The sequence below is a fragment of the Candidatus Pantoea persica genome (assembly GCF_013753875.1).
Lineage (GTDB): Bacteria > Pseudomonadota > Gammaproteobacteria > Enterobacterales > Enterobacteriaceae > Pantoea > Pantoea persica.
In genome coordinates, this window is record NZ_SMDS01000017.1 from 129,009 (window position 1) to 151,859 (window position 22,851).

Sequence of the window (22,851 nt, forward strand, 5' to 3'; positions counted from 1 at the left end):
GACTTTGCGATCGGCCCATGCCCCCCGTCTGCACCTGATCCCAACCCAGGGCGACCACCGCGTCGCCCTTCTCTTTTAAACGTTCTTCACACGCGCCGACATGGCGAACGCCGCGATGGCCAGCGCTAACCAGTAGACCGCAATATGCCCGAAGCGCTCGCTGAGCGTGCCCTGAATCACCCCCCCGCCAGAATCATTCCCGTGGAGATCGAGTTGGTGAACATGGTAGTCGCCGCGCCCGGCCGGCCCGGCATCAGCTCCTGAAACCACAGCATGCCAATGCCGGCGATGATGCCGATAAACACCGCGTTAAACAGCTGCAGCGCCATCAGCGCGGTCTGCGAGGCGAACAGCGCCAGCCCCGGCGTAAAACAGAATGCCCGCAGCCAGCGCGATCAGCATCAGATTGCGCTTGCCGACGCGCTTCGCGTAGTGCCCGGCCAGCAGCATCACTGGGATTTCCAGCCCGGCGGCGGTGCCCATCAGCAGTCCCGCCAGCTTTTCCGGCAGTCCCAGTATGGCGCTGATATAGAGCGGCATATCGATGATACACATGATGTTGCAGGTCCACATGATCACCGAGGCGATAAACAGCAGGCGCACGTCACGGTTGCGCCAGCCGCTCAGCGGCATGCCGCCACTCTGCATCAGCGGCTGCGCGTGCGGCACCGAGGGCAAGGTGAATTTGACCAGCAGAATGCAGAGCAGAAACAGCGCGGCCGCCACCAGAAACAGCGTCACGAAGCCAAAATCGAGCGCCAGCGCAAAGGAGAGCGGCGGCCCGATCACCCTGGCGAGGGAGAGCTGCGCGCGCATCACTGAGCTGAACATCACCGCCTCGCGCGCCGAGCGGTCAGCATACTCGCGCGCCAGCGCGAAAATCTGCGGCATCGAGACGCTGGCCAGCGCCGAGAGCAAGACGCCTAAGGTAATCAGCGTCAGATAGTGGCGGCTGAAGGCGAAAAACAGCACGTTGCACAGCGCCATCAGGCAGCAAAACAGAATCAGGGTGCGGCGATCGCCGCGGCTGTCGGAGCGCTTCGCCACCAGCATGCTGACCGCAATGCCTGCGATGGCGTTGACGGTAAAAAAGATCCCGACCCAGAACGGCCGCGCCTGCACCTAGCGCGTCAGAAACAGGCTCAGCGTCGGCGCCTGCAGCGCACCCGCCACGCCGATCATAAAGGAGGAAGCCATAAAGGCGAGGAAGACCGGGTTAATGTGGCGTGACCGGGTTAACAGCGATTTCATAGCGAAATCCCTTTGCAGTGGTGAAAGCAGAAGCAGAAAAAGAGAGAGGATTTTAACGCAACAGAAAAAAGCCAGCAGAGAAAATCGCTGTTGGCGGTGAAATCGCACCCTACTCAGAAAGGACGCTGCTGAAACGGCATCAGGGTCGAGCGCCATTCAGTGCTGAATGCCTCCCGCTCTTCCCACAGCGCAAAGTTTGCCTTTAATATGGGGCAGGAAAAACTGAGTGCTTTTCGCAAGGAGTTCCTCTTTTTATGTCCTCATCCCGTCTGAAGCAGCAGTTCATCCGCCTGTGGCAAAGCTGCCAGGGCGAAAGCCAGCTGGTCACGCTGAGCGAGCTGGCCGAGCGGCTGCACTGCTCGCGCCGCCATATGCGCAACCTGCTCAACGCGATGCAGATGCGGGCTGGCTCACCTAACAGGCTGAAGCGGGACGCGTCAAACGCTCGCGGCTCAGCCTCTGCTATACCGGCCTGGCGTTGCAACAGCAGCGCGCCGAAGATCTGCTGGCGCAGGACCGCATCGATCAGCTGGTGCAGCTGGTAGGCGACAAGGCAGAGGTACGCCAGATGATCCGCGCCCACCTTGGGCGCAGCTTTCACCAGGGCAAGCATATCCTGCGCGTGCTCAACTACCGTCCGCTGCTTAACCTGCTGCCCGGCTTGCCGCTGCGCCGCTCGGAAACGCAGCGGATATTGCTCACCACTGGCAACGGATGTCGCTGCTGCACTGGCGCTTTTTTATCCGCCCCGCCGTGCGCTTTCACCACAGCCGCGAGCTGGAGATGGAGGATGTGGCGGCAAGCCTGGAGCGGCTACGTGCGCAGCCGCTCTTCTCCCATATCCGCGCCATCGACTCGCCCGCGCCCTGGACGCTGGATATTTATCTCAGCGCACCTGACGACTGGCTGCCATGGCTGCTCGGCAGCGTCAGCGAGATGATCCTGCCGTGTGAATGGCCGCAGATGCGCGACTTCGCCCGCCAGCCTGTAGGCACTGGCCCCTATCGCGTGGTGCGCAACCAGCAAAGCCAGATGAAAATCAAAGCCTTTAACGACTATTTCGGCTTTCGCGCGCTGATCGACGACGTCTCCGTCTGGGTTCTGCAGGAGATCAGCGACGAGGTGGTCTATTTTCCAGCCTACGGCTGCAAGGCGAAACGGCCGATGAAAAATCGGAAGAGAGCTGCCTCGAAGAGGGCTGCTACTTTCTGCTGTTCGACCAGCGCTCCGCCAAAGGACGCGACGCCGCCATTCGCCGCTGGCTCAGCCATCTGCTGAATCCCATCGCGCTGCTCAACCACGCCGAAGCTGGCTATCAGCGCTACTGGTTTCCCGCCGAGGGGCTACTGCCGCGCTGGTATCACCGTCGCGACCTGACGCCGGTGGAGAAACCGGCGGGCCTGGAGAGCCTGACGCTCACCTGGTACAGACAGCATGTCAAGCATCAGGGCATCGCCAGCACACTGCGTCCGCTGCTGGCGCAGCACAATGTCCGGCTGATCACCCGCGAGGTGGAGTACGAAAGCTGGCATCAGGGCGCGGCGGAAAGCGACGTCTGGCTTGGCAACTTTACCCTGCCGCTGGAGTATGTGCTGTTCGCGCAGCTGTATGAGATCCCGCTGCTGCACCACTGCGTGCCAATCGACTGGGAAGCGGACGCCGCCCGCTGGCGGAGGCAGGCGCTGCCGCTCGCCGAATGGAGCAAACGACTGCTGGACGCCGACGCGCTTCATCCGCTGTTCCATCACTGGCTACTGCTGGAAGGCGAGCGCAGCATGCGCGGCGTGCGGCTCAATACCCTCGGCTAGTTCGATTTTAAATCCGCCTGGTTCGCACCGCCGTCGCTGTGAGACTTTCGCCGCGACGATGAAGTGTCTAGAATGAGCCGTTCTCAACAAGGTGCCTGCAAAAGGCTGAGAGAAACCCGTCGAACCTGATTAGGTTAATACCGACGTAGGGATTTGAGAGGCCGCCACGCTCAGATCCTTTGCGACTCATAACAATTCTCCTCAAGGAGCGCAAAGTGGTTAAACAGATTCTCCCCCTGCTGATGTTGCTGTCCGCGCCTGCGCTGGCGGCAAAGCCGGTTCTCACCGTCGACACCTACGACTCCTTTTCCGCTGAATGGGGCCTAGGGCCCGCCGTGAAAAAGGCCTTTGAGGCGCAGTGCGGCTGCGAGCTGCGCTACGTGGCGCTGGAAGATGGGGTGTCGCTGCTGAACCGCGTGCGCATGGAGGGCAAACGCAGCAAGGCGGACGTAGTGCTTGGCCTCGACAACAACCTGCTGCAGGCGGCCCAGCAGACCGGCCTGTTTGCTAAAAGCAAGGTCGATCTGCAGCGCCTGACGCTGACGGGCGGCTGGCAGGATCAGACCTTCGTGCCTTACGACTACGGCTACTTCACCTTCGTCTACGATAAAATCCGCCGATCAGCCTGAAATAGCTGGTGGAGAGCCCGGAAAAATGGCGCGTGATCTATGAAGATCCGCGCCCCAGCACGCCGGGGCTGGGCCTGCCGCTCTGGATGCAGAAGGTGTATGGCGACCAGGCGCTGGAGGCTTGGCAGAAGCCGGCGCAGAAAACCGTTACCGTCACCAAAGACTGGAGCGAAGCCTACGGCCTGTTCCTGAAGGGCGAAGGGGAGCTGGGGCTGAGCTATACCACCTCGCTCGCCTAACCTGATCGAAGAGAAGAAAGCGAACTATGCCGCCGCGCCGTTCGCCGAAGGCCACTATCTGTAGGTTGAGGTCGCCGCGCAGCTAACAGCCCAGGCTGGCGCAGCAATTTATGCTGACGCCCGCCTTCCAGCAGACGATTCCCACCGGCAACTGGATGTATCTGGTGGTGAAAAGCGATCTGCCGGCCGGTTTCGCGACGCTGAACGTGCCTCAAACCGCCCTGCAGTTTAGTCCGCAGGAGGTGGCGCAGCAGCGCGCAGACTGGATCAGTACATGGCAACGCGCCGTCAGCCGCTGATTCCACTGTGGATGGTGCCGGGCGCCAGCGCCGCGCTGCCGCTGATCGCGGTGGCGCTGCTGGCGTTCGGCGCGCTCTGGTTCAGCGCGCCGGCGGGCGACTAGCGGGCGCGGCTGCACGACAGCTATCTGCGTCACGTGGTGCGCTTCTCCTTTACCCAGGCTGCCCTCTCCACCCTGCTGTCGCTGCTGCCGGCGACCCCGCTGGCGCGCGCCCTCTACCAGCGGCGTTTTCCTGGACGTCAGCTGCTGCTGCGCCTCTGCGCCATGACGCTGGTGCTGCCGGTGCTGGTGGCGGTATTCGGCCTGCTGACGGTTTATGGCCGAGTCGGCTGGCTGGCGCAGATCTGCCAGTGGCTCGGCCTCGACTACCGCTTTTCGCCCCACGGCCTGCAGGGCATTCTGCTAGCGTACCTGTTTTTTAACCTGCCGCTGGCGACGCGCCTGCTGCTGTAGGCGCTGGAGAGCATTCCCGGCGATCAGCGCCAGCTGCTGCCCGCCGGCGCGCTGATCTTTATGCTCTGCTTCGCCAGCTTTGCCACCGTGCTATCGCTGGGCGGCGGGCCGCAGGCCACCACTATCGAGCTGGCCATCTTCCAGGCGCTGAGCTACGGCTACGATCCCGGCCGCGCCGCACTGCTGGCACTGATTCAGCTCGCCTTCTGTCTGACGCTGGTGCTGCCGCCGCTGCTGGCGGTGATCGCCGACGGGCTGCGCGGCGGCCTGCTCTGCATGGTGCTAACCATGATGCTGCTCTGGAGCAGCCGCGAGCTGCGCCTGCGTCAGCGCGTCTGGCCGGCGTAGCTCATGGAGACCAGCGGCATGCTGCTCCTGGCGATGCCCGGCATCATGCTGGCAACTGGTTTCTTTCTACTGCTCAACGCCACCACAGGGCTGGCCGACGCGCCCGACGGGCTGGTGATCTTAGCCAATGCGCTGCTGGCCGTTCCCTATGCGCTGAAGGTGCTGGAGAACCCGATGCGTGATATCGCTGAGCGCTACGCCAGCCTGTGCGCGTTGCTGGGCATCAGCGGCTGGCACCGCGGCTGCGCCTGATTGAGCTGCGTGCGCTGAAGCGGCCGCTGGCGCAGGCACTGGCCTTTGCCTGCGTGCTCCTGCACCCGGGATTAAAGCTGAACGAGGCGCAGCGGCGACAGCTGGAGGAGATTGCCGAACAGGTGGGATTAAGCGATCTGCTGACGCGGCTGCCGAGCCTGCTCTCCGGCGGCCAGCGGCAGCGCGCGGCGCTGGCGCGCTGTCTTCTGCGCGACCGCCCGTTGCTGCTGCTGAACGAGCCCTTCTCGGCGCTCGATCCGGCGCTGCGCAATGAGATGTTGCAGCTGGTGCGCCACGTCTGCGAGGCGCGCGCCATCACTCTGCTGATGGTGTCGCACAGCCTGGAGGATGCGCAGCAGATCGCACCACGTAGACAGATAATCGTCGATGGCGTCGTCTCCTGGGACGGCGCGACCGAGGCGCTGCTGTCAGGCAGCGCGCGCGAGGCGGAAGTGCTCGGCATCCGCCACGCCTCAGGCAAAGAAGACGCGCCCTAACAGCTCGCGGAACATCGGCGTCATCGGATGGAACTGAATGGCCACAAAGGCGCCGGCGGCCACCAGCAGTCCCAGCGGCGCCAGCCAGCGCAGCCGCTCGGGCGGCAGATACGCCGTCGCCCAGTCCTGGGTTTTGCCGCTGCGCCACCAGCGCCAGCCGAGCCAGCCGAGCCAGCAGCGCCACCAGCAGCCACTTAAAGGCGCCGCTCTGCGCATCCCTCGGCACGTCGATGGCCACGCCCGCCAGAATGTCCGGCAGCAGATAGAGCGGCGGCCAGAAGACGCAGCCGATCAGATTCGGCGGCAGAAACTTGCGTACCGGCAGCTCCAGCATGCCTGCCGCCAGCGGGATCAGCGGACGCGTTGGCCCGACGAAGCACCCTACCAGAATTGTGAACATGCTGTGCTGATGCAGCGCGTGCTCGGTTTTATCCAGCAGCCCTTTGTACTTTTGCAGATATTTCCAGCGGTGTAGAGGCCCCTGAAACTTCCAGCCAATGCCGTAGGAGATCTAGTCGCCCAGTAGGCAGCCAACGAAGCCCGCCGCCCAGGCGGGATAAAGCCCAATCTGGCCGCTGCTCACCAGCGCGCCCAGGCTCGCCATCATCACTGTGCCCGGCAACAGCAGGCCGACGAAGGCCAGCGATTCAAGAAAGGTCACCAGCGCAACGGCAATCAGCGCTTACTCTAGCGACTGCGTAAACAAATGTTGAATCTAGGCTTCCATAACCTTCCTTATCAGACGTGGGATGCTGGATTGTCCAGAGGCGGCGCGACAGCCCTCAGGGCATCGAAATCGTTCTCTGGCTCTCCACGGACAGCGGCCCGCAGCGCCTGGTACTGCCCCGCGCAGGAGTCGGTCGCCTTTATTCCGTGCCACTATCAGCCGCAGGTAGAGGCGCTGCTGCGCGACGAGCGTCAGGTGCGCTTACAGCCGCTGACGCTGCGGGATTTTCGCCGCCGTCTGGTGTTTGGCCTCTACTGCCGCCAGCATCGCCAGCTGCAGAGGCTGGAGAAGCTGCTGCGCGAACAGGGCATTCCGATTTACGAGGCGGATATTCGGCCGCCGGAACGTTTCCTAATGGATCGCTTTATCACCGCGCCGGTGTGGTTCAGCGGCGAGCCGCAGGGCGACGCGCTGGTCAACGCGCGCCTGAAGCCCCATCCTGACTACCGCCCGCCGCTGAAGTGGGTATCGCTCGATATCGAAACCACCCAGCACGGCGAGCCTTACTGCATCGGCCTTAAGGGGTGCGGCCAGCGCCAGGTCTTTATGCTGGGGCCGCCCAACGGCGACGCCAGCGCGCCCGGCCGCCTGCTGATCGACGGCATCGAGGCGCTGAAATCTGCCTTCTGGGATTTTCCCTCTTACATCCTGGAGTCGGTATCGCAGCAGCTGTTGGGCGAAGGCAAGGCGATTAACAATCCCTGGCAGCGCATGGAGGAGATTAACTGGCACTTCGCCAACGATAAGCCGGCGCTGGCGCGCTACAACCTGAAAGACTGCGAGCTGGTGACGCGCATCTTCCATAAAACCGAGATCATGCCGTTTCTGCTGGAGAGCGCGGCGGTCAACGGGCTGACGGCGGATCGCCACGGCGGCTCGGTGTCGGCCTTTAATCATCTCTATATTCTGCGCATGCACCGCGCGGGCTTTGTCGCGCCCAACCTAGGCGACGTGGCGCCGGAGGCGAGTCCCAGCGGCTATGTGATGGACTCGCGCCCCATCTCTACGACTCGATGCTGGTGCTCGATTACAAAAGCCTCTACCCCTCGATTATTCGCACCTTATTTTGATCGATCCAGTGGGGCTGGTGGAAGGCCTGGCGCACCCGGACGACGCCGATTCGGTGCCCGGCTTCCGCGAGGCGCGCTTTTCACGCCAGACCCACTGTCTGCCCGCCATCGTCGAGCAGATCTGACAAGGGCGCGAGGCGGCGAAAAAACAGGGCAACAAGCCGCTGTCGCAGGCGCTGAAGATCATTATGAACGCCTTCTACGGCGTGCTCAGTACCAGCGCCTGCCGCTTTTTCGATCCGCGTCTCGCCTCGTCAATCACCCTGCGCGGCCACGCCATCATGCAGCAAACGCGCAAGCTGATTGAGGCGGAGGGTTTCGACGTTATTTACGGCGACATCGACTCGACCTTTGTCGGGCTGAAGTCGCCGCACGGCGAAGCGGAAGCGGCGCAGATCGGCCGCCGCCTGGCGGCGCGGGTCAACAGCTGGTGGCGCGACCATCGGCAACAGCAGTACAGCCTTACCAGCGCGCTGGAGCTGGAGTATGAAAACCACTTTTGCCGCTTTCTGATGCCGATCATTCGTGGCGCCGAACAGGGCAGCAAAAAACGCTATGCCGGGCTGGTGCGCGACGGCGCGCAGGAGCGGCTAATCTTCAAGAGGCTGGAGTCAGTGCGTACCAACTGGAAGCCGCTGGCGCAGCAGTTCCAGCAGGCGCTCTACGGCCGCATTTTCCGCGGCGAGCCCTGGCAGGATTACGTGCGCGACACAACAGTAGTGCAGCTGCTGGCGGGCGAGCTGGACGAGCAGCTGGTGTATAAAAAACGGCTGCGCCGCCTGCTGGCCGACTATGAGCGCAACGTGCCGCCGCACGTGCGCGCCACGCGGCTGGCGGATGAGCAGAACCGCAAGCTGAATCGCCCGCTGCAGTACCACAACGGCGGATCCATTAGCTACGTGATGACCATAGCCGGACCGGAGCCGCTGGAGGCGCGCGTCACCCCGCTCGACTACGATCACTACGTCAGCAAACAGCTGCAGCCGGTGGCTGATGGCATACTTCCTTTCGTCGACGGTGACTTTGCTGCACTGATTACTGGGCAGCTGGGGCTTTTTTGACAGGTGACGAAAGGCCTGCCTTCCAGTACCATAGCGCCCTTCCTGAATCCTACCGCGCTTAAAACCTGACCAGACCTCTACCTTGTCTGGGGAAACGGTGTTGCCTGTGGTCGGGAAACATCACCAAAAACACATTAAAAATTCGAGCTAAAAAGATATGGTTTTTACATTAGGTCAACGTTGGATTAGTGATACGGAAAGTGAACTGGGACTGGGAACGGTGATTGCGGTCGATGCGCGCATGGTCACGCTGCTCTTCCCGGCGACAGGCGAAAACCGTCTGTACGCCCGTAACGACTCCCCGGTGACCCGCGTAATCTTTAATCCAGGCGATACGGTGACCAGCCACGAAGGCTGGCAAATGCGCGTCGATGAAGTACGCAATGAAAATGACCTGATGACCTATATCGGCACGCGTCTGGATACCGATGAAAGCGACGTGGTGCTGCGGGAAGTGATGCTCGACAGCAAGCTGGTGTTCAGCAAACCGCAGGATCGCCTGTTCGCCGGTCAGCTAGACCGCATGGATCGCTTCACGCTGCGCTATCGCGCGTACAAATACCAGAGCGCCCAGTATCGCCTGCCAGTGAGCGGCCTGCGCACCAACCTGATCCCGCACCAGCTGCATATCGCCCAAGACGTGGGCCGCCGCCACGCGCCGCGCGTGCTGCTGGCGGACGAAGTCGGCCTCGGCAAAACCATCGAAGCGGACATGATCATCCAGCAGCAGCTGCTGGCGGGACGCGCCGAACGCGTGCTGATTATTGTGCCAGAAACCCTGCAGCATCAGTGGCTGGTGGAGATGCTGCGCCGCTTTAACCTGCGCTTCGCCCTGTTCGACGACGAGCGCTACGCCGAGGCGCAGCACGACAGCGACAACGCCTTCGAGACCGAACAGCTCATTATCTGCTCCCTCGACTTCGTGCGCCGCAACAAGCAGCGTCTCGAGCTGTTGGCGGACGCCGAGTGGGATCTGATGGTGGTCGACGAAGCGCACCACCTGGCTTGGCGCGAAGGCGAGCCGAGCCGAGCCGCGAATATGCGGTAATCGAGAAGCTGGCGGAGCAGATCCCTGGTGTGCTGCTGCTGACGGCGACGCCGGAACAGCTGGGCATGGAGAGCCATTTCGCCCGTCTACGCCTGCTCGATCCTAATCGCTTCCACGACTTCGCGCAGTTCGTCGAAGAACAGCAGCACTATCGCCCGGTTGCCGGTGCGGTCTCGTCGCTGCTGGCCGATCACGCTATCTCGCGGGATGAGATGAACAGCATCAACGATCTGGTGGGCGAGCAGGATATCGAGCCGCTGTTGCAGGTCGCCAACAGCGATCGCGACGGCAAACTGGAAACGCGCAAAGAGCTGATCGCCATGCTGATAGATCGCCACGGTACTAGCCGCGTGCTGTTCCGCAACACGCGTAACGGCGTGAAGGGCTTTCCTAAGCGCGAACTGCACCAGATCCGCCTGCCGCTGCCCGCGCAGTATCAAACTGCAATCAAGGTCTCCGGCATTATTGGCGCGCGTAAGAGCGCCGAGGAGCGCGCGCGACCTGCTTTACCCCGAGCAGATTTATCAGGAGTTCGAAGGCGACAGCGGCACCTGGTGGAACTTCGATCCGCGCGTCGAGTGGCTGCTCGGCTACCTGACCAGCAACCGCAAAGAGAAGGTGCTGATGATTTGCGCCAAAGCGGCCACCGCGCTGCAGCTGGAGCAGGTGCTGCGCGAGCGCGAAGGCATCCGCGCCGCGGTGTTCCACGAAGGACTGTCAATTATCGAGCGCGACCGTGCCGCCGCCTGGTTCGCCTCAGAAGAGAACGGCGCTCAGGTGCTGCTATGCTCAGAGATCGGCTCCGAAGGGCGCAACTTCCAGTTCGCCAGCCGCCTGGTGATGTTCGACCTGCCGGTCAACCCGGATCTGCTGGAGCAGCGCATCGGCCGTCTCGATCGTATCGGCCAGGCGCACGACATTCAGATCATTGTGCCCTGGCTGGAGAAAACCGCGCAGGCGGTGCTGCTGCGCTGGTATCACGAAGGACTGGACGCCTTCGAGCATACCTGTCCGACCGGCCGCACTATCTACGACAGCGTGCATCAGCCGCTAATCGACTTCCTCGCCGCGCCGGAGGACAGAGAAGGGCTGGATGAATTTATCGCCGAATGCCGCAAGCAGCAAGCAGCACGAGGCGCTAAAGTCGCAGCTGGAGAACGGCCGCGATCGCCTGCTGGAGCTGAACTCCAACGGCGGCGAGGCGGCGCTGGCGCTGGCGGCGGAGATCGCCGCGCAGGACAACGACACCGAGCTGGTGAACTTCGCGCTCAACCTGTTTGATATCGTCGGCATCAATCAGGAAGATCGCAGCGACAACCTGATCGTGCTGACGCCGTCCGACCATATGCTGGTACCCGATTTCCCCAGCCTGCCGGAAGATGGCTGCACCATCACCTTTAACCGCGACCAGGCGCTGTCGCGCGAAGATACCCAGTTTATCACCTGGGAGCACCCGCTGATCCGCAACGGCCTGGATCTGATCCTCTCCGGCGACACCGGTAGCTGCGTGCTGTCGCTGCTGAAGAACAAGGCGCTGCCGGTCGGCATGCTGCTGGTAGAGATGATCTACGTGGTAGAAGCGCAGGCGCCAAAACATCTGCAGCTGACCCGCTTCCTGCCGCCGACGCCGATCCGCATGTTGCTGGATCGCAACGGCATCAACCTCGCCGGCAAGGTAGAGTTTGAGAGCTTCAACCGCCAGCTCAACGCGGTCAATCGCCACACCAGCAGCAAGCTGGTTAACGCGGTGCAGCAGGATGTGCACGACATTCTGGTGCAGGCCGAGGAGAAAGTGGTGCCAGAAGCGCAGGCGCTGATCGCCGCGGCGCTCGCCGAGGCGGATGAGAAGCTGGGCGCCGAGCTGTCGCGCCTAGAAGCGCTGAAGGCGGTCAACCCCAACATCCGCGAAGATGAGATCGAGGCGCTGGAGAGCAATCGCCAGCAGGTGCTGGAGAGTTTAAGCCAAGCGAACTGGCGGCTCGACGCGCTGAGCCTGATCGTCGTGACGCACCAGTAATCTCTTTCAGACGGTTAAAATGCCTGCAAGCAGGTGAAAGGGACCGGGGAGCAAAGCGTCATGCGTCAGGGGAAAAAAACGCCGGGAGCGTTTTTGAACAACGCGGCGCGTTGGCCCGGTAACGGGCGCGCTGCAAAGATGAGGTGCGTAATTGCTCGGGCCGAGCTGGCAGATGCCGCCTTTTGCGTCTTTGGGATCGGGCCCTCTCACCTGCGTTGGCGCAGAGTGAATAAACGCTGGTGTCATCTGGCTCCTTTTCTTTGATCAACAAGCAGAATGAATCATGGAACCCTACAACCCGCCGCGCGAGCCATGGCTGCATATCTTCTATCAGGATGCGCATATTATGGTGGTGAACAAGCCCAGCGGCCTGCTCTCCGTTCCTAGCCGCCTGGAGGAGCACAAAGACAGCGTGATGACGAGCATTCAGCGCGACTATCCGCAGGCGGAATCGGTGCATCGCCTGGATATGGCCACCAGCGGCGTGATCGTGGTGGCGCTGACCAAAGCGGCGGAGCGCGAGCTTAAGCACTAGTTTCGCGAGCGCGAACCGCAAAAAAACTATATGGCGCGCGTCTGGGGCCATCCGTAGCCGGAAAAAGGGGTGGTGGATCTGCCGCTGATCTGCGACTGGCCGAACCGGCCGAAACAGAAGGTCTGCTTTGAAACCGGCAAGGCGGCGCAGACGGAGTATCAGGTGCTGGCGCATCTGCCCGACAACAGCACACGCGTGGCGCTGAAGCCTATTACCGGCCGCTAGCGCCAGCTGCGGTGCATATGCTGGCGCTAGGCCATCCTATCCTCGGCGACGGCTTTTACGCCCATCCCGAGGCGAAGGCCGCCGCGCCGCGTCTGCTGCTGCATGCCGAATCGCTGACCAGTACCCATCCGGCGCTCGGCAACAGCATGACGTTTCGCCAGCCTACGGAGTTCTAGCCGGGTTGGCCCCGGCAGGCCGGCTATTTAAATCCTTTCTCGCGGCGGATCAGATCGTAGGCCGCCTGAATCTCCTGCGCCTTCTGCTTCGCCATCTCCATCATCTCCGGCGGCAGCCCTTTCGCCACCAGCTTGTCGGGATGATGCTCGCTCATCAGCTTGTGGTAGGCGCGCTTGATGTTGGTGGCGTCGTCGCTGCTTTTCACGCCCAGCACGCTGCAGGCGTCTTCCAGCGTCGGCCCGCGCTGCGCCTGCTGGTAGCCACCGCCCTGCCCGCCACCAAACTGCTGGCCACTCTCCATCATGCGCAGGAACTAGTCGAACTGAATGCGCGAAATCCCCAGCTCTTCGGCGATAACGTAAAGCACCTGACGCTCGTTCGGGTGCAGCGAGCCGTCGGCGAAGGCCGCCTAGATCTGGATTTCCAGAAATATCCGAATCAGGTCGAAGCGGCCAAAACAGGCGCTGCGCGCGTCACCGTGCAGCTGCATGCTATCCATTAATAACGAAGCGATTTGAATATCGGCTTCGGTGACGTGCCCTTTGGATTTGGTGAGATGGCCCATCACCTGAAAGGTGGTCTGGAAAAAGAGCGTCTGGCGGGTTTGATTGTTGGCAAACCAGGCCAGTCTCTTCGCGCCGCGCACCTTGTTGACCAGATGGCCGATCAGCAGGCCGAGCACAATGCCCCAAAAACCGATGCCGGAAAACAGTCTCAGCACCAGCCCGATAACTTTACCCCAGTAGCGCATAAACTCCTCAATTCGCCATGCTTGTGGCTGAAAATTGCATTATCATACTTGTCATTTATCTCAGCGCCTAACGGCAACGCGGACAGACAAGGATTAACACTGGCGCAACGCCGGGCAGTACGTTAGTCTCTGACTCGATTGTCGTCATGATGCCAGTTTTCATGGAATTCTTGATACCGCGTATGAAAAAACAGCTACCTACCCTGCTGGCCACCATGATTGGCGCAGCGATTTCCAGTCAGTCTGCTCTGGCCGACGATCTTATGTCGCAGTGTATGCTGGGCGTGCCGAGTTTTAACCGCCCGCTGGTATCAGGCCAGACCAACGAACTGCCGGTGACCATCCACTCCGACGCGGCTAAAGGCAACTATCCGGACGACGCGGTATTTACTGGCAACGTTGACGTTCAGCAGGGCAACAGCCGCCTGCGGTCAGATGAGATGCAGCTGCATCAGCGCCAGCAAGAGGGGCAAACCACGCCGGTTCGCACCGTCGACGCGCTGGGTAATGTGCACTATGACGACAATCAGGTCATCCTCAAAGGTCCGAAAGCCTGGTCCAACCTGAACACCAAAGACACTAACGTCTGGAACGGCAACTACCAGATGGTAGGCCGTCAGGGGCGCGGTGACGCCGATCTGATGAAGCAGCGCGGCGAAAACCGCTACACCATTCTGGAAAACGGCAGCTTTACCTCTTGCCTGCCCGGCTACAACAGCTGGAGCGTGATGGGATCGAAGGTGATCCAGGATCGTCAGGAAGAGGTGGCGGAGATCTGGAACGCACGCTTCAAGCTAGGCACGGTGCCGATCTTCTACAGCCCCTATATGCAGCTTCCGATCGGCGATCGCCGCCGCTCCGGCTTCCTGATCCCGAACGCGAAGTACAGTAGTAGCAAGGGATTCGAGTTTGTGCTGCCCTACTACTTGAACATCGCGCCGCAGGCGGACTCTTCCATCACGCCGCACTATATGTCGAAGCGCAGCCTGCAGCTGGAGAACGAATTCCGCTACCTGACGCACTTTGGCGCGGGCCTGATGGAGTTCGACTACTTGCCGTCGGACGACCAGTACGATAAGGACAAGGCGGTGCGCGGCATCGCCGAAGACAAGAGCAGCGATCGCTGGCTGTTCTACTGGCAGCACGCCGGCGTCTACGAGCAGTACTGGCGCTTCAACGTTGACTATACCAAGGTCAGCGACGCCTACTACTTCAACGATCTCGACTCGAAGTACTACAGCTCAACCGACGGCTATGCGACGCAGAAGTTCAGCATCGGCTACGCCGACACAAACTGGGACGCTACGCTCTCCAGCCGCGATTTCCAGGTGTTCGGCACCACCAATAACGTCTACCGCGCGCAGCCGCAGCTGGATCTTAACTTCTACCAGAACGATATGGGTCCGTTCGACGGCCGTATCTATGCGCAGGCGGTGAAGTTCACCAACGTTAACGACAATTACCCGGAAGCAACGCGTCTGCATATCGAGCCGACGCTCGACCTGCCGCTCTCCAACGGCTGGGCCAGCCTGGACACCCAGGCCAAATTCCTGGCGACGCACTACCAGCAAGATTCGCTGGAGTACTACAACACCAACCTAGCGGGTAATGCCAACAGCCAGAGCGGCCAGATGAAAAGCTCCGCCAACCGTACCCTGCCGCAGTTCAAGGTGCACGGCCGTCTGGTTTTCGACCGCGATATGAACTGGGCCGAGGGCTATACCCAGACGCTGGAGCCACGCCTCCAGTATCTCTATATCCCCTATCGCAACCAGAGCGACATCTATCCCTACGATTCGACGTTGCTGCAAACCGACTACACCGGCCTATTCCGCGACCGTACCTACAGCGGCCTGGATCGTATCGCCTCGGCCAATAAAGTCGCGACCGGCGTCACCACGCGTATTTATGATCAGGATTTAGTTGAACGTTTTAACGTTTCCGTTGGTCAAATCTACTCGTTTACCCCTTCTCACACCGGCGTGAACCAGATCAGGCAGGAAGATGACACCGGCAGCCTGATTTGGGCCGGCGACACCTACTGGAAAGTGAGCGATCTTTGGGGCGTGCGCGGCGGGCTGCAGTATGACACCCGCCTCAATAACGTCGCGCAGGGCAATACCGTGCTGGAATACCGCCGCGACGCGGACAGCGTCATGCAGCTGAGCTACCGCTACAGCAGCCCGGAATATGTGGCGAGCGCACTGAATAACTCAGACCTAGTGAAAAACCCCATCTATAAAAACGGGATTTCACAGGTGGGCGGCACCGCCAGCTGGCCGATTGCGGACGCATGGTCGGTGGTGGGCGCGTATTACTATGATACGCGCAACAGCAAGCCGGCTTCGCAGCTGCTTGGGGTACAGTACAGCTCCTGCTGCTACGCGATTCGCGTCGGCTACGAACGCAAAATCAACGGTTGGGAAAACGACGACAGTAAGTATGACAACCAAATCTCATTCAACATTGAGCTGCGTGGTTTGAGCTCCGATTACGGCTTAGGCACCGACAAAATGCTGCTTCAGGACGTCATTCCCTACCAGCGCGCTTTCTGATGTTGTGGTGTTTGACTGGTCATTACCGCACTGCGGAAACAACAATGGAAAAAGTATGAAGAACTGGAGAATACTGATTCTGGGTGTGGCGCTGAGCGCCAGCACCGCGTTCGCAGCACCACAAGTGGTTGATAAAGTTGCCGCCGTCGTCAATAACGGCGTCGTGCTCGAGAGCGACGTAGACAATATGCTGCGCACCGTGAAGTCGCAGGCGCAGCAGGCTGGCCAGCCGTTGCCCGACGACAAGACGCTGCGTCATCAGATCCTTGAGCGTCAGATCATGGACAACATCATTCTACAGATGGGCGAAAAAGCGGGCCTGCAAATCAGCGATCAGCAGCTCGACCTGGCGATTGGTAATATTGCCGCGCAGAACCGCATGAGCCTCGATCAGCTCCGCAGCCGCCTGGCCTATGGCGGCGTTAACTACAGCGACTACCGCGCGCAGATCCGCAAAGATATGCTGATTGCCGAAGTGCGCAACAACAAAGTGCGCCGCCGCATCACCATCCTGCCGCAGGAAGTGGACACGCTGGCAACGCAGGTCGGCGCGCAAAATATGCAGGGCACCGAGCTGAACGTCAGCCAGATTCTGCTGCCGCTGCCGGAAAACCCGTCGCAGCAGCAGGTTGACGATCAGGAAACGCTGGCTAAACAGCTGGTGCGCGAACTGAAAGGCGGCGCGAACTTCGGCAAGCTGGCCGTGACCTACTCTGCCGATCCGCAGGCGCTGAAAGGCGGCAACATGGGCTGGGGCAAAATTGAAGAGCTGCCGACCCTGTTCGCGCAGGCGCTGTCGACGGCGAAGAAAGGCGATATCGTCGGCCCGATCCGTTCTGGCGTTGGTTTCCATATCCTCAAAGTCGACGATCTGCGCGGCAAGAGCAAAAACATCTCCCTCACCGAAGTGCATGCGCGCCATATCCTGCAGAAGCCGTCGCCGATTCTGACCGACGACCAGGCACGCGCGAAGCTGGAACAGATCGCTGCCGATATCCGCAGCGGAAAAACTACCTTTGCCGCCGCGGCGAAGCAGTTCTCTGACGATCCCGGCTCTGCCAACCAGGGCGGCGATCTGGGCTGGCGCTCTCCAAAAGCCTTCGATCCCGCCTTCCGCGACGCCCTGCTGAAACTGCAGAAAGGCCAGACCAGCCAGCCGGTTTACTCCTCCTTCGGCTGGCATCTGATTCAGCTGCTGGATACCCGTCAGGTAGATAAGACCGACGCGGCGCAGAAAGAGCACGCCTACCGTCTGCTGTTCAACCGCAAGTTCGCCGAAGAAGCGCAGACCTGGATGCAGGAGCAGCGCGCCAGCGCCTACGTGAAGATTCTGGACGGCAATGCGCAGTAATTTACGCGTCGTTATCACGCCCGGCGAACCCGCCGGGATTGGACCCGACCTTACCCTTCAGCTGGCGCAGCAGAGCTGGCCGGTTGAGCTGGTGGTGTGCGCCTCGCCGCAGCTGCTGCGCGAACGCGCCGCGCTGCTCGGCTTGCCGCTGACGCTGCGCGACTATCAGCCCCACGCGGTGCCCCAGCCGCAGCAGGCGGGCACGCTGACGATTCTGCCGGTTGAAACCGCACAGCCGGTGACGCCGGGCGAACTTCAGGCGGCCAACAGCCCCTACGTGCTGGCGACGCTGGCACGCGCCTGCGACGGCTGCCTGAACGGCGAATTCGCCGCCTTGATTACCGGTCCGGTGTATAAAGGCGTCATTAACGATGCCGGCATCCCCTTTACAGGCCATACCGAGTTTTTCGCCGATCGCGCCGGCGGACACCGTGTGGTGATGATGCTGGCGACCGAAGAGCTGCGCGTGGCGCTGGCGACCACGCACCTGCCGCTGAAGGATGTTTCCGCGGCGATAACCTATGCCAGCCTGCGCGAAGTAATTACCATCCTGCACCACGATCTGCAGGAAAAATTCGAGATCCCGCAGCCGCATATTCTGGTCTGTGGGTTAAACCCGCACGCGGGCGAAGGCGGCCACATGGGGCGCGAAGAGATCTATACCATTATCCCGGCACTGGAGACGCTGCGTCAGCAGGGCATCCAGCTGACCGGTCCGCTTCCTGCCGACACCCTGTTTCAGCCGAAATATCTGCAGCACGCCGATGCGGTGCTGGCGATGTATCACGATCAGGGGCTGCCGGTGCTAAAATTTCAGGGGTTTGGCCGCGCGGTGAATATCACCCTTGGCCTGCCTTTTATCCGTACCTCCGTTGACCACGGTACCGCACTGGAACTGGCGGGCCGCGGGCTGGCAGAGCCGGGCAGCTTTATCACAGCGCTTAACCTCGCTATCACCATGATCAAGAGCAGTAATGAATAATCGCATCCATCAGGGGCACTACGCCCGTAAACGTTTCGGGCAGAACTTCCTGAACGATCAGTACATTATCGACAGCATTGTCTCCGCCATCCATCCGCAGCGCAGCGAAGCGCTGGTGGAGATTGGGCCGGGCCTCGGCGCGCTGACTGAACCGGTCGGCGAGCGTCTCGACGCCCTGACGGCGGTCGAGCTGGACCGCGATCTGGCGGCGCGTCTGCAGACGCATCCCTTCCTCGGTCCCAAGCTGACAATTTACCAGCGGGATGCGATGACCTTTGATTTCGCCGCGCTGGCGCAGGAGAAAGGTCAGCCACTGCGTGTTTTCGGCAACCTGCCGTACAATATTTCGACGCCGCTGATGTTTCACCTTTTCGGCTATACTGGTTCGATTAAAGATATGCACTTCATGCTGCAGAAAGAGGTGGTTAACCGTCTGGTCGCCGGGCCAAGCAGCAAAGCCTATGGCCGCCTCAGCGTGATGGCGCAGTACTATTGCCAGGTTATTCCCGTGCTGGAAGTGCCGCCGCAATCCTTTACGCCACCGCCTAAGGTGGATTCGGCGGTGGTACGCCTGGTACCTTTCACTGAACCGCCCTGCCCGGTCAGCAATGTGCGCATCCTGAGCCGCATTACGACCGAAGCTTTTGGACAGCGCCGCAAAACGCTGCGCAATAGTCTTGGCCACCTGTTTGCCGCCGGCGTGCTGGACGCGCTGGGCATCTACGCCGGATTGCGCGCAGAAAACGTGACGGTGGCGCAATACTGCCAGTTAGCCAACTGGCTGGCGACGCACCAGAGTAAACCGCTGGAGTAACGCATGAGTGAATCGACCCGGATCGCTATTCAGGTACAAAGTGTCTACATTGCCTCTCAGTCCTCGCCAGAGGAAGAGCGCTACGTTTTTGCCTATACTATTACCATCCGCAATCTGGGCCGTAACGCGGTGCAGCTGACCGGCCGCTACTGGCTGATCACCAACGGCAACGGCCGGGAAACCGAAGTTCAGGGCGAAGGCGTAGTAGGCGAGAAGCCGGTGATCGCGCCAGGCAGCGAGTTCCAGTACACCAGCGGCGCGGTAATCGAAACGCCGATGGGTACCATGCAGGGACACTACGTGATGCAGGATGAGGAGGGCGAAACCTTCCATGTCGATATACCTGTCTTCCGCCTCGCGCTGGAAACCCATGTTCATTAATGACGTGATTTCTCGCCCGGCTCTGCCGGGCGAGGCTTTTTATTGTGGATGATTTTCTATGAGCACCTATCTGATTGGCGATATTCACGGCTGTTATGATGAACTGCGCGCGCTGCTGAAGCAGGTCGACTTTTCGCCGCAGCAAGATACGCTGTGGCTGACCGGCGACCTGGTGGCGCGCGGGCCGGGCTCGTTTGAGGTACTGCGCTACCTGAAGTCGCTCGGTGACTGCATACGTATGGTGCTGGGCAATCACGATCTCCACCTGCTGGCAGTGTTTGCTGGCATCAGCCGCAATAAACCGAAAGATCGCCTGACGCCGCTGCTGGAAGCGGAGGATGCTGACGAACTGATCAACTGGCTGCGTCGTCAGCCGCTGCTGCAGGTAGACGAAGAGAAGAAGCTGGTGATGGCGCACGCCGGGGTTACGCCGCAGTGGGATCTGGAAACGGCCCGCGCCTGCGCGCGTGAGCTAGAGGCGGTGCTCTCCAGCGACAGCTATCCGCTGTATCTCGACGCCATGTATGGCGACATGCCGAACAACTGGACGCCCGAGCTGAGCGGCCTGGCGCGCCTGCGCTTCAGCGCCAACGCCCTGACGCGCATGCGCTTCTGCTTTCCTAACGGCCAGCTCGATATGATTTGCAAAAAGGCGCCGGATGCCGCACCGCCGCCACTGAAGCCCTGGTTCGCCATTCCCGGCAAGCTGCCCGCCGACTACACCCAGGTGTTCGGCCACTGGGCTTCGCTGGAGGGCAAAGGCACGCCGCCCGGCGTGATCGGGCTGGACACCGGCTGCTGCTGGGGCGGCACGCTGACGCTGCTGCACTGGGAGAGCCAGCGTTACTATACGCAGGCCTCGAATCGCCAGCAATCGGCCACCGACATCGTCCCGCCGCAGCACTCCGCCTGAGCGCATTTCGGCCGGGCTGGCCGAAAGATCGCCTTATCGTCAGATCGCCGTTATCGCGTCTATAAACAAACGCCTTGTCGATGGACAAGGCGTTTGTTTTGCGCGCCCTTAGCGGCGATCGAGGATTTCGAAGCAGTAGCTGTGGGAGTTCTGCTCGTCCACATCGTGGAATTCGCTAAAGGTTGATTGCCACTCATCCGGCTCGTAGTCCGGGAACTGGATATCCCCTTCGACTTCCGCGTCGATATGGGTGAGATAGAGACGGTCGGCGCGGTTAAGCATCTGTTCGTAGATGCGCCCGCCGCCAATCACCATAATTTCCGGCACGTCGCCGGCCGCCTGAATCGCCTCATCCAGCGAGGAGACCCAGGTCACGCCCTCTGCCGTGCCAGGCTGGCGGCTGACCACAATATTGAGCCGTCCCGGCAGCGGTCGGCCGATCGATTCAAAGGTCAGTCGACCCATAATGACCGGCTTGTTAAGGGTGTTACGTTTAAACCACGCCAAATCTGCAGGCAGGTTCCACGGCATGGCACCTTCCATACCAATGACGCGATCTGCTGCCAATGCCGCGATCAGACTAATCATGTTAAAAGACTCACCAATAAAAATTGGCGTCATCATACGTAAAGGCGAAACTTTCGTCGATAGCGAGACGAGTGTTATTACGTAAAGCTTTTTTGCTACCGTCAGTTCTTGTACAGAGTTTTACACCGTCTTTTTTGCGTGCGGTACCGCAAAAGCCGCCAGATAAAATCGGTTACCCGGCACAAGGGAAAGAATGGAGGCTGACGCCCTTTCAACCTGTAAGGATCGTTGAGTGAATCACTATCTGTCCGTTTTAAAGCAGTACGCGGTGTTTAGCGGCCGCTGCCGTCGCAAAAACTTCTGGCTTTTTCTGCTGTTCAGCACGCTAATCTCGCTGGCGTGCAGCGCGATAGACGAGCTGCTCGCGAGCTGCGTATTTTCCGCAAGCAGGGCTTGCTCTCTTTTCTTTACTCCGTCGCGGTGCTGCTGCCCTCTCTTGGCGTCGGCGTGCGTCGCCTGCACGATTTGGACCGCTCCGGCTGGTGGCTGCTGATGATGCTGATCCCGCTGGTGGGCAAACTGCTGCTGATCTACTTCTGCCTGCGCGGCACGGCTGGCCCGAACCGGTTTGGCCCCGATCCGTTCGATGCCCCCGCCCTGCCCGCCTGAAAAAAAACGGCTCCCGAAGGAGCCGTTTTTGATCGCTGCGAGAATCAGAAGTCGTAGCGCAGACACACCAGATTGATGTCGCCCAGGTTGTCGGTGCTGGAGGTAAAGACGTGTTCATAGTCGACGCGGAAGCCATAGTCGAGGAACAGCGTTATGCCTAGGCCGTTGTCGATGCGCTGGTAGTTACGGCCGGTAACATACTCCAGACGGGCGCCCATGACGTAGGGCTGCACCGCTTTCAGGCCGTACTGTTTCTCACCGAGATCTTGTAGCCCGCGAAGTATTCCAGGCCCCACACGTCGTCGGCGAAGTAGTCGTTGACGTTGCTGCGCTTGGTCAGCAGGAAATTCTGGTACCAGCCGCCGGCGGCGGAGAGGGTCCAGTTGCCCGGCTTCCAGCTTAACGCGGTGCCGTAGATGTTCTGGTTGTAGTCGCCGCTTTCGTCGTTGCCCGGATTACGCATGGTAGCGCGGGTATAGTTCCACGCGGTGCCCCAGGTCAGATCGTCGGTGATATGGTACCACGCCCAGCGAGCCGCCGCCTTTGCGCTTGTAGCGCAGGCCGTTGCCCGGTAGATATTCGTTGTCGCTGAACAGGTAAGAGGCGTACAGGTCGACCGCGCCGAAGCTATTTTTATACTTCAGCTGCTTGCGCGAGCGGTAGGAGCCGTCATAGTCGCCGTTGATGCCGTTGCCCGGCGCCTGGCCCTTCATGTCGTAATCCCAGATATCGGTCTTCGCATCCACGACGTCATAAAAGACGCTGTTCTGCTGGCCAAAATAGATCTCGCCCCAAGTTTTACTTTTCAGGCCGGTATAAAGCTGGCGACGCGAGGTGTCGTTGGCGCCCTCTTTATAGTGATTATCCCAGTCGAATACCGCAGGAATATTGACGCCCACTTCGTAATAGCTGGCCCAGCTGATATCGTCGAACAGATAACAGTCAGCGGCGAAGCGGAAACGGGTGCCGCCGTCAAAGCCGTTACGCTTGTAGGATTTATCGTTAATGCCGGTCTGATGCTCGAACTGCGGACGAATGCTGCCGCCAACGGTGAAATTCAGACGGCTCAGCGGATCGCCCGCCTGCGGGTCTTGCTTGAGCAGCATTATCTTTGCCTGGCTGGCGAAAGGTGCAGCTGCCATTAACACAGCAATAGCGCTCAGTGTAAAAACACGCATTTTCATTTTTATAAATATTCCTGATTGGGCTCGAAATTTTAAGCGGCGGAATATTACGTTGTGCCGATACGCTTTCGCTTTATAATTTTGT

General features: G+C 60.5%; 7 protein-coding genes, 12 pseudogenes and 1 riboswitch. Of the genes and pseudogenes, 14 read left to right on the forward strand and 5 right to left on the reverse strand.

Annotated elements, in window-relative coordinates:
- Positions 1-75 precede the first annotated feature (75 nt).
- Positions 76-1,251 (reverse strand): annotated as a pseudogene (locus EIO60_RS07565) (MFS transporter).
- 254 nt (positions 1,252-1,505) lie between these two features.
- Here EIO60_RS07565 and sgrR point away from each other — a divergent pair.
- The 4 pseudogenes from sgrR to EIO60_RS07585 all read left to right on the forward strand — a co-directional run.
- Positions 1,506-3,059: pseudogene (gene sgrR, locus EIO60_RS07570) on the forward strand (HTH-type transcriptional regulator SgrR).
- A gap of 77 nt (positions 3,060-3,136) precedes the next feature.
- Positions 3,137-3,229, forward strand: a riboswitch (TPP riboswitch).
- 72 nt (positions 3,230-3,301) lie between these two features.
- Positions 3,302-4,226, forward strand: a pseudogene (gene thiB, locus EIO60_RS07575) (thiamine ABC transporter substrate binding subunit).
- Positions 4,202-5,340, forward strand: a pseudogene (locus EIO60_RS07580) (ABC transporter permease family protein); the annotation flags it as partial. The pseudogenes thiB and EIO60_RS07580, both read left to right, overlap by 25 nt.
- Positions 5,341-5,778: pseudogene (locus EIO60_RS07585) on the forward strand (ATP-binding cassette domain-containing protein); the annotation flags it as partial.
- Here EIO60_RS07585 and EIO60_RS07590 read toward each other — a convergent pair.
- Positions 5,755-6,457, reverse strand: a pseudogene (locus tag EIO60_RS07590) (DedA family protein). The pseudogenes EIO60_RS07585 and EIO60_RS07590 overlap by 24 nt on opposite strands.
- 110 nt (positions 6,458-6,567) lie before the next feature.
- Here EIO60_RS07590 and EIO60_RS07595 point away from each other — a divergent pair.
- From EIO60_RS07595 to rluA, 3 pseudogenes are all read left to right on the forward strand, one after another.
- A pseudogene (locus EIO60_RS07595) lies at positions 6,568-8,636 on the forward strand (DNA polymerase II).
- A 157-nt stretch (positions 8,637-8,793) separates the two neighbouring features.
- Positions 8,794-11,701 (forward strand): annotated as a pseudogene (rapA, locus tag EIO60_RS07600) (RNA polymerase-associated protein RapA).
- Between the two features lie 283 nt (positions 11,702-11,984).
- Positions 11,985-12,637, forward strand: a pseudogene (gene rluA, locus EIO60_RS07605) (bifunctional tRNA pseudouridine(32) synthase/23S rRNA pseudouridine(746) synthase RluA).
- A 23-nt stretch (positions 12,638-12,660) separates the two neighbouring features.
- On the opposite strand, the pseudogene djlA reads toward rluA, so the two are convergent.
- Positions 12,661-13,389: pseudogene (gene djlA, locus EIO60_RS07610) on the reverse strand (co-chaperone DjlA).
- 182 nt (positions 13,390-13,571) lie between these two features.
- On the opposite strand from djlA, the gene lptD reads away from it, so the two are divergent.
- The 6 genes from lptD to apaH are packed head-to-tail and all read left to right on the forward strand — an operon-like array spanning position 13,572 to position 20,385.
- A complete protein-coding gene (lptD, locus tag EIO60_RS07615) occupies positions 13,572-15,944 on the forward strand; it encodes an LPS assembly protein LptD (protein WP_258576401.1) in 2,373 nt (790 codons plus the stop codon).
- 55 nt (positions 15,945-15,999) lie between these two features.
- Positions 16,000-17,295: a peptidylprolyl isomerase SurA gene (gene surA / locus EIO60_RS07620; protein ID WP_258576402.1), complete on the forward strand. Its 1,296-nt coding sequence runs from the start codon at positions 16,000-16,002 to the stop codon at positions 17,293-17,295.
- Positions 17,285-18,277 (forward strand): 4-hydroxythreonine-4-phosphate dehydrogenase PdxA, encoded by a 993-nt coding sequence (gene pdxA, locus EIO60_RS07625; RefSeq protein ID WP_258576403.1) that lies wholly within the window; start codon positions 17,285-17,287, stop codon positions 18,275-18,277. Before surA ends, pdxA begins: the two co-directional genes overlap by 11 nt.
- The gene (gene rsmA, locus EIO60_RS07630; protein ID WP_258576404.1) at positions 18,270-19,091 is read left to right on the forward strand and encodes a 16S rRNA (adenine(1518)-N(6)/adenine(1519)-N(6))-dimethyltransferase RsmA; all 822 of its coding nucleotides are present in this window, start codon (positions 18,270-18,272) and stop codon (positions 19,089-19,091) included. The genes pdxA and rsmA overlap by 8 nt, the downstream gene beginning before the upstream one ends.
- A gap of 3 nt (positions 19,092-19,094) precedes the next feature.
- Positions 19,095-19,472: a Co2+/Mg2+ efflux facilitator ApaG/CorD gene (apaG, locus tag EIO60_RS07635; RefSeq protein WP_258576405.1), complete on the forward strand. Its 378-nt coding sequence runs from the start codon at positions 19,095-19,097 to the stop codon at positions 19,470-19,472.
- Positions 19,473-19,530: 58 nt separating this feature from the next.
- Positions 19,531-20,385: a bis(5'-nucleosyl)-tetraphosphatase (symmetrical) ApaH gene (gene apaH / locus EIO60_RS07640; protein WP_258576406.1), complete on the forward strand. Its 855-nt coding sequence runs from the start codon at positions 19,531-19,533 to the stop codon at positions 20,383-20,385.
- Positions 20,386-20,493: 108 nt separating this feature from the next.
- Here apaH and folA read toward each other — a convergent pair whose 3' ends face one another.
- Entirely contained in the window at positions 20,494-20,973 is a 480-nt protein-coding gene (gene folA / locus EIO60_RS07645) for a type 3 dihydrofolate reductase (RefSeq protein ID WP_258576407.1), read from the reverse strand.
- 268 nt (positions 20,974-21,241) lie between these two features.
- Between folA and EIO60_RS07650 the strand changes: the two are divergent.
- Positions 21,242-21,582, forward strand: a pseudogene (locus tag EIO60_RS07650) (DUF805 domain-containing protein).
- Positions 21,583-21,626: 44 nt separating this feature from the next.
- Here EIO60_RS07650 and EIO60_RS07655 read toward each other — a convergent pair.
- Positions 21,627-22,760 (reverse strand): annotated as a pseudogene (locus EIO60_RS07655) (porin).
- Positions 22,761-22,851: the final 91 nt, after the last annotated feature.

Bases quoted from the DNA above. Each gene is read 5' to 3' on its own strand.
- lptD (WP_258576401.1), top strand. From the start codon at position 13,572: ATGAAAAAACAGCTACCTACCCTGCTGGCCACCATGATTGGCGCAGCG.
- surA (WP_258576402.1), top strand. From the start codon at position 16,000: ATGAAGAACTGGAGAATACTGATTCTGGGTGTGGCGCTGAGCGCCAGC.
- pdxA (WP_258576403.1), top strand. From the start codon at position 17,285: ATGCGCAGTAATTTACGCGTCGTTATCACGCCCGGCGAACCCGCCGGG.
- rsmA (WP_258576404.1), top strand. From the start codon at position 18,270: ATGAATAATCGCATCCATCAGGGGCACTACGCCCGTAAACGTTTCGGG.
- apaG (WP_258576405.1), top strand. From the start codon at position 19,095: ATGAGTGAATCGACCCGGATCGCTATTCAGGTACAAAGTGTCTACATT.
- apaH (WP_258576406.1), top strand. From the start codon at position 19,531: ATGAGCACCTATCTGATTGGCGATATTCACGGCTGTTATGATGAACTG.
- folA (WP_258576407.1), bottom strand. From the start codon at position 20,973: ATGATTAGTCTGATCGCGGCATTGGCAGCAGATCGCGTCATTGGTATG.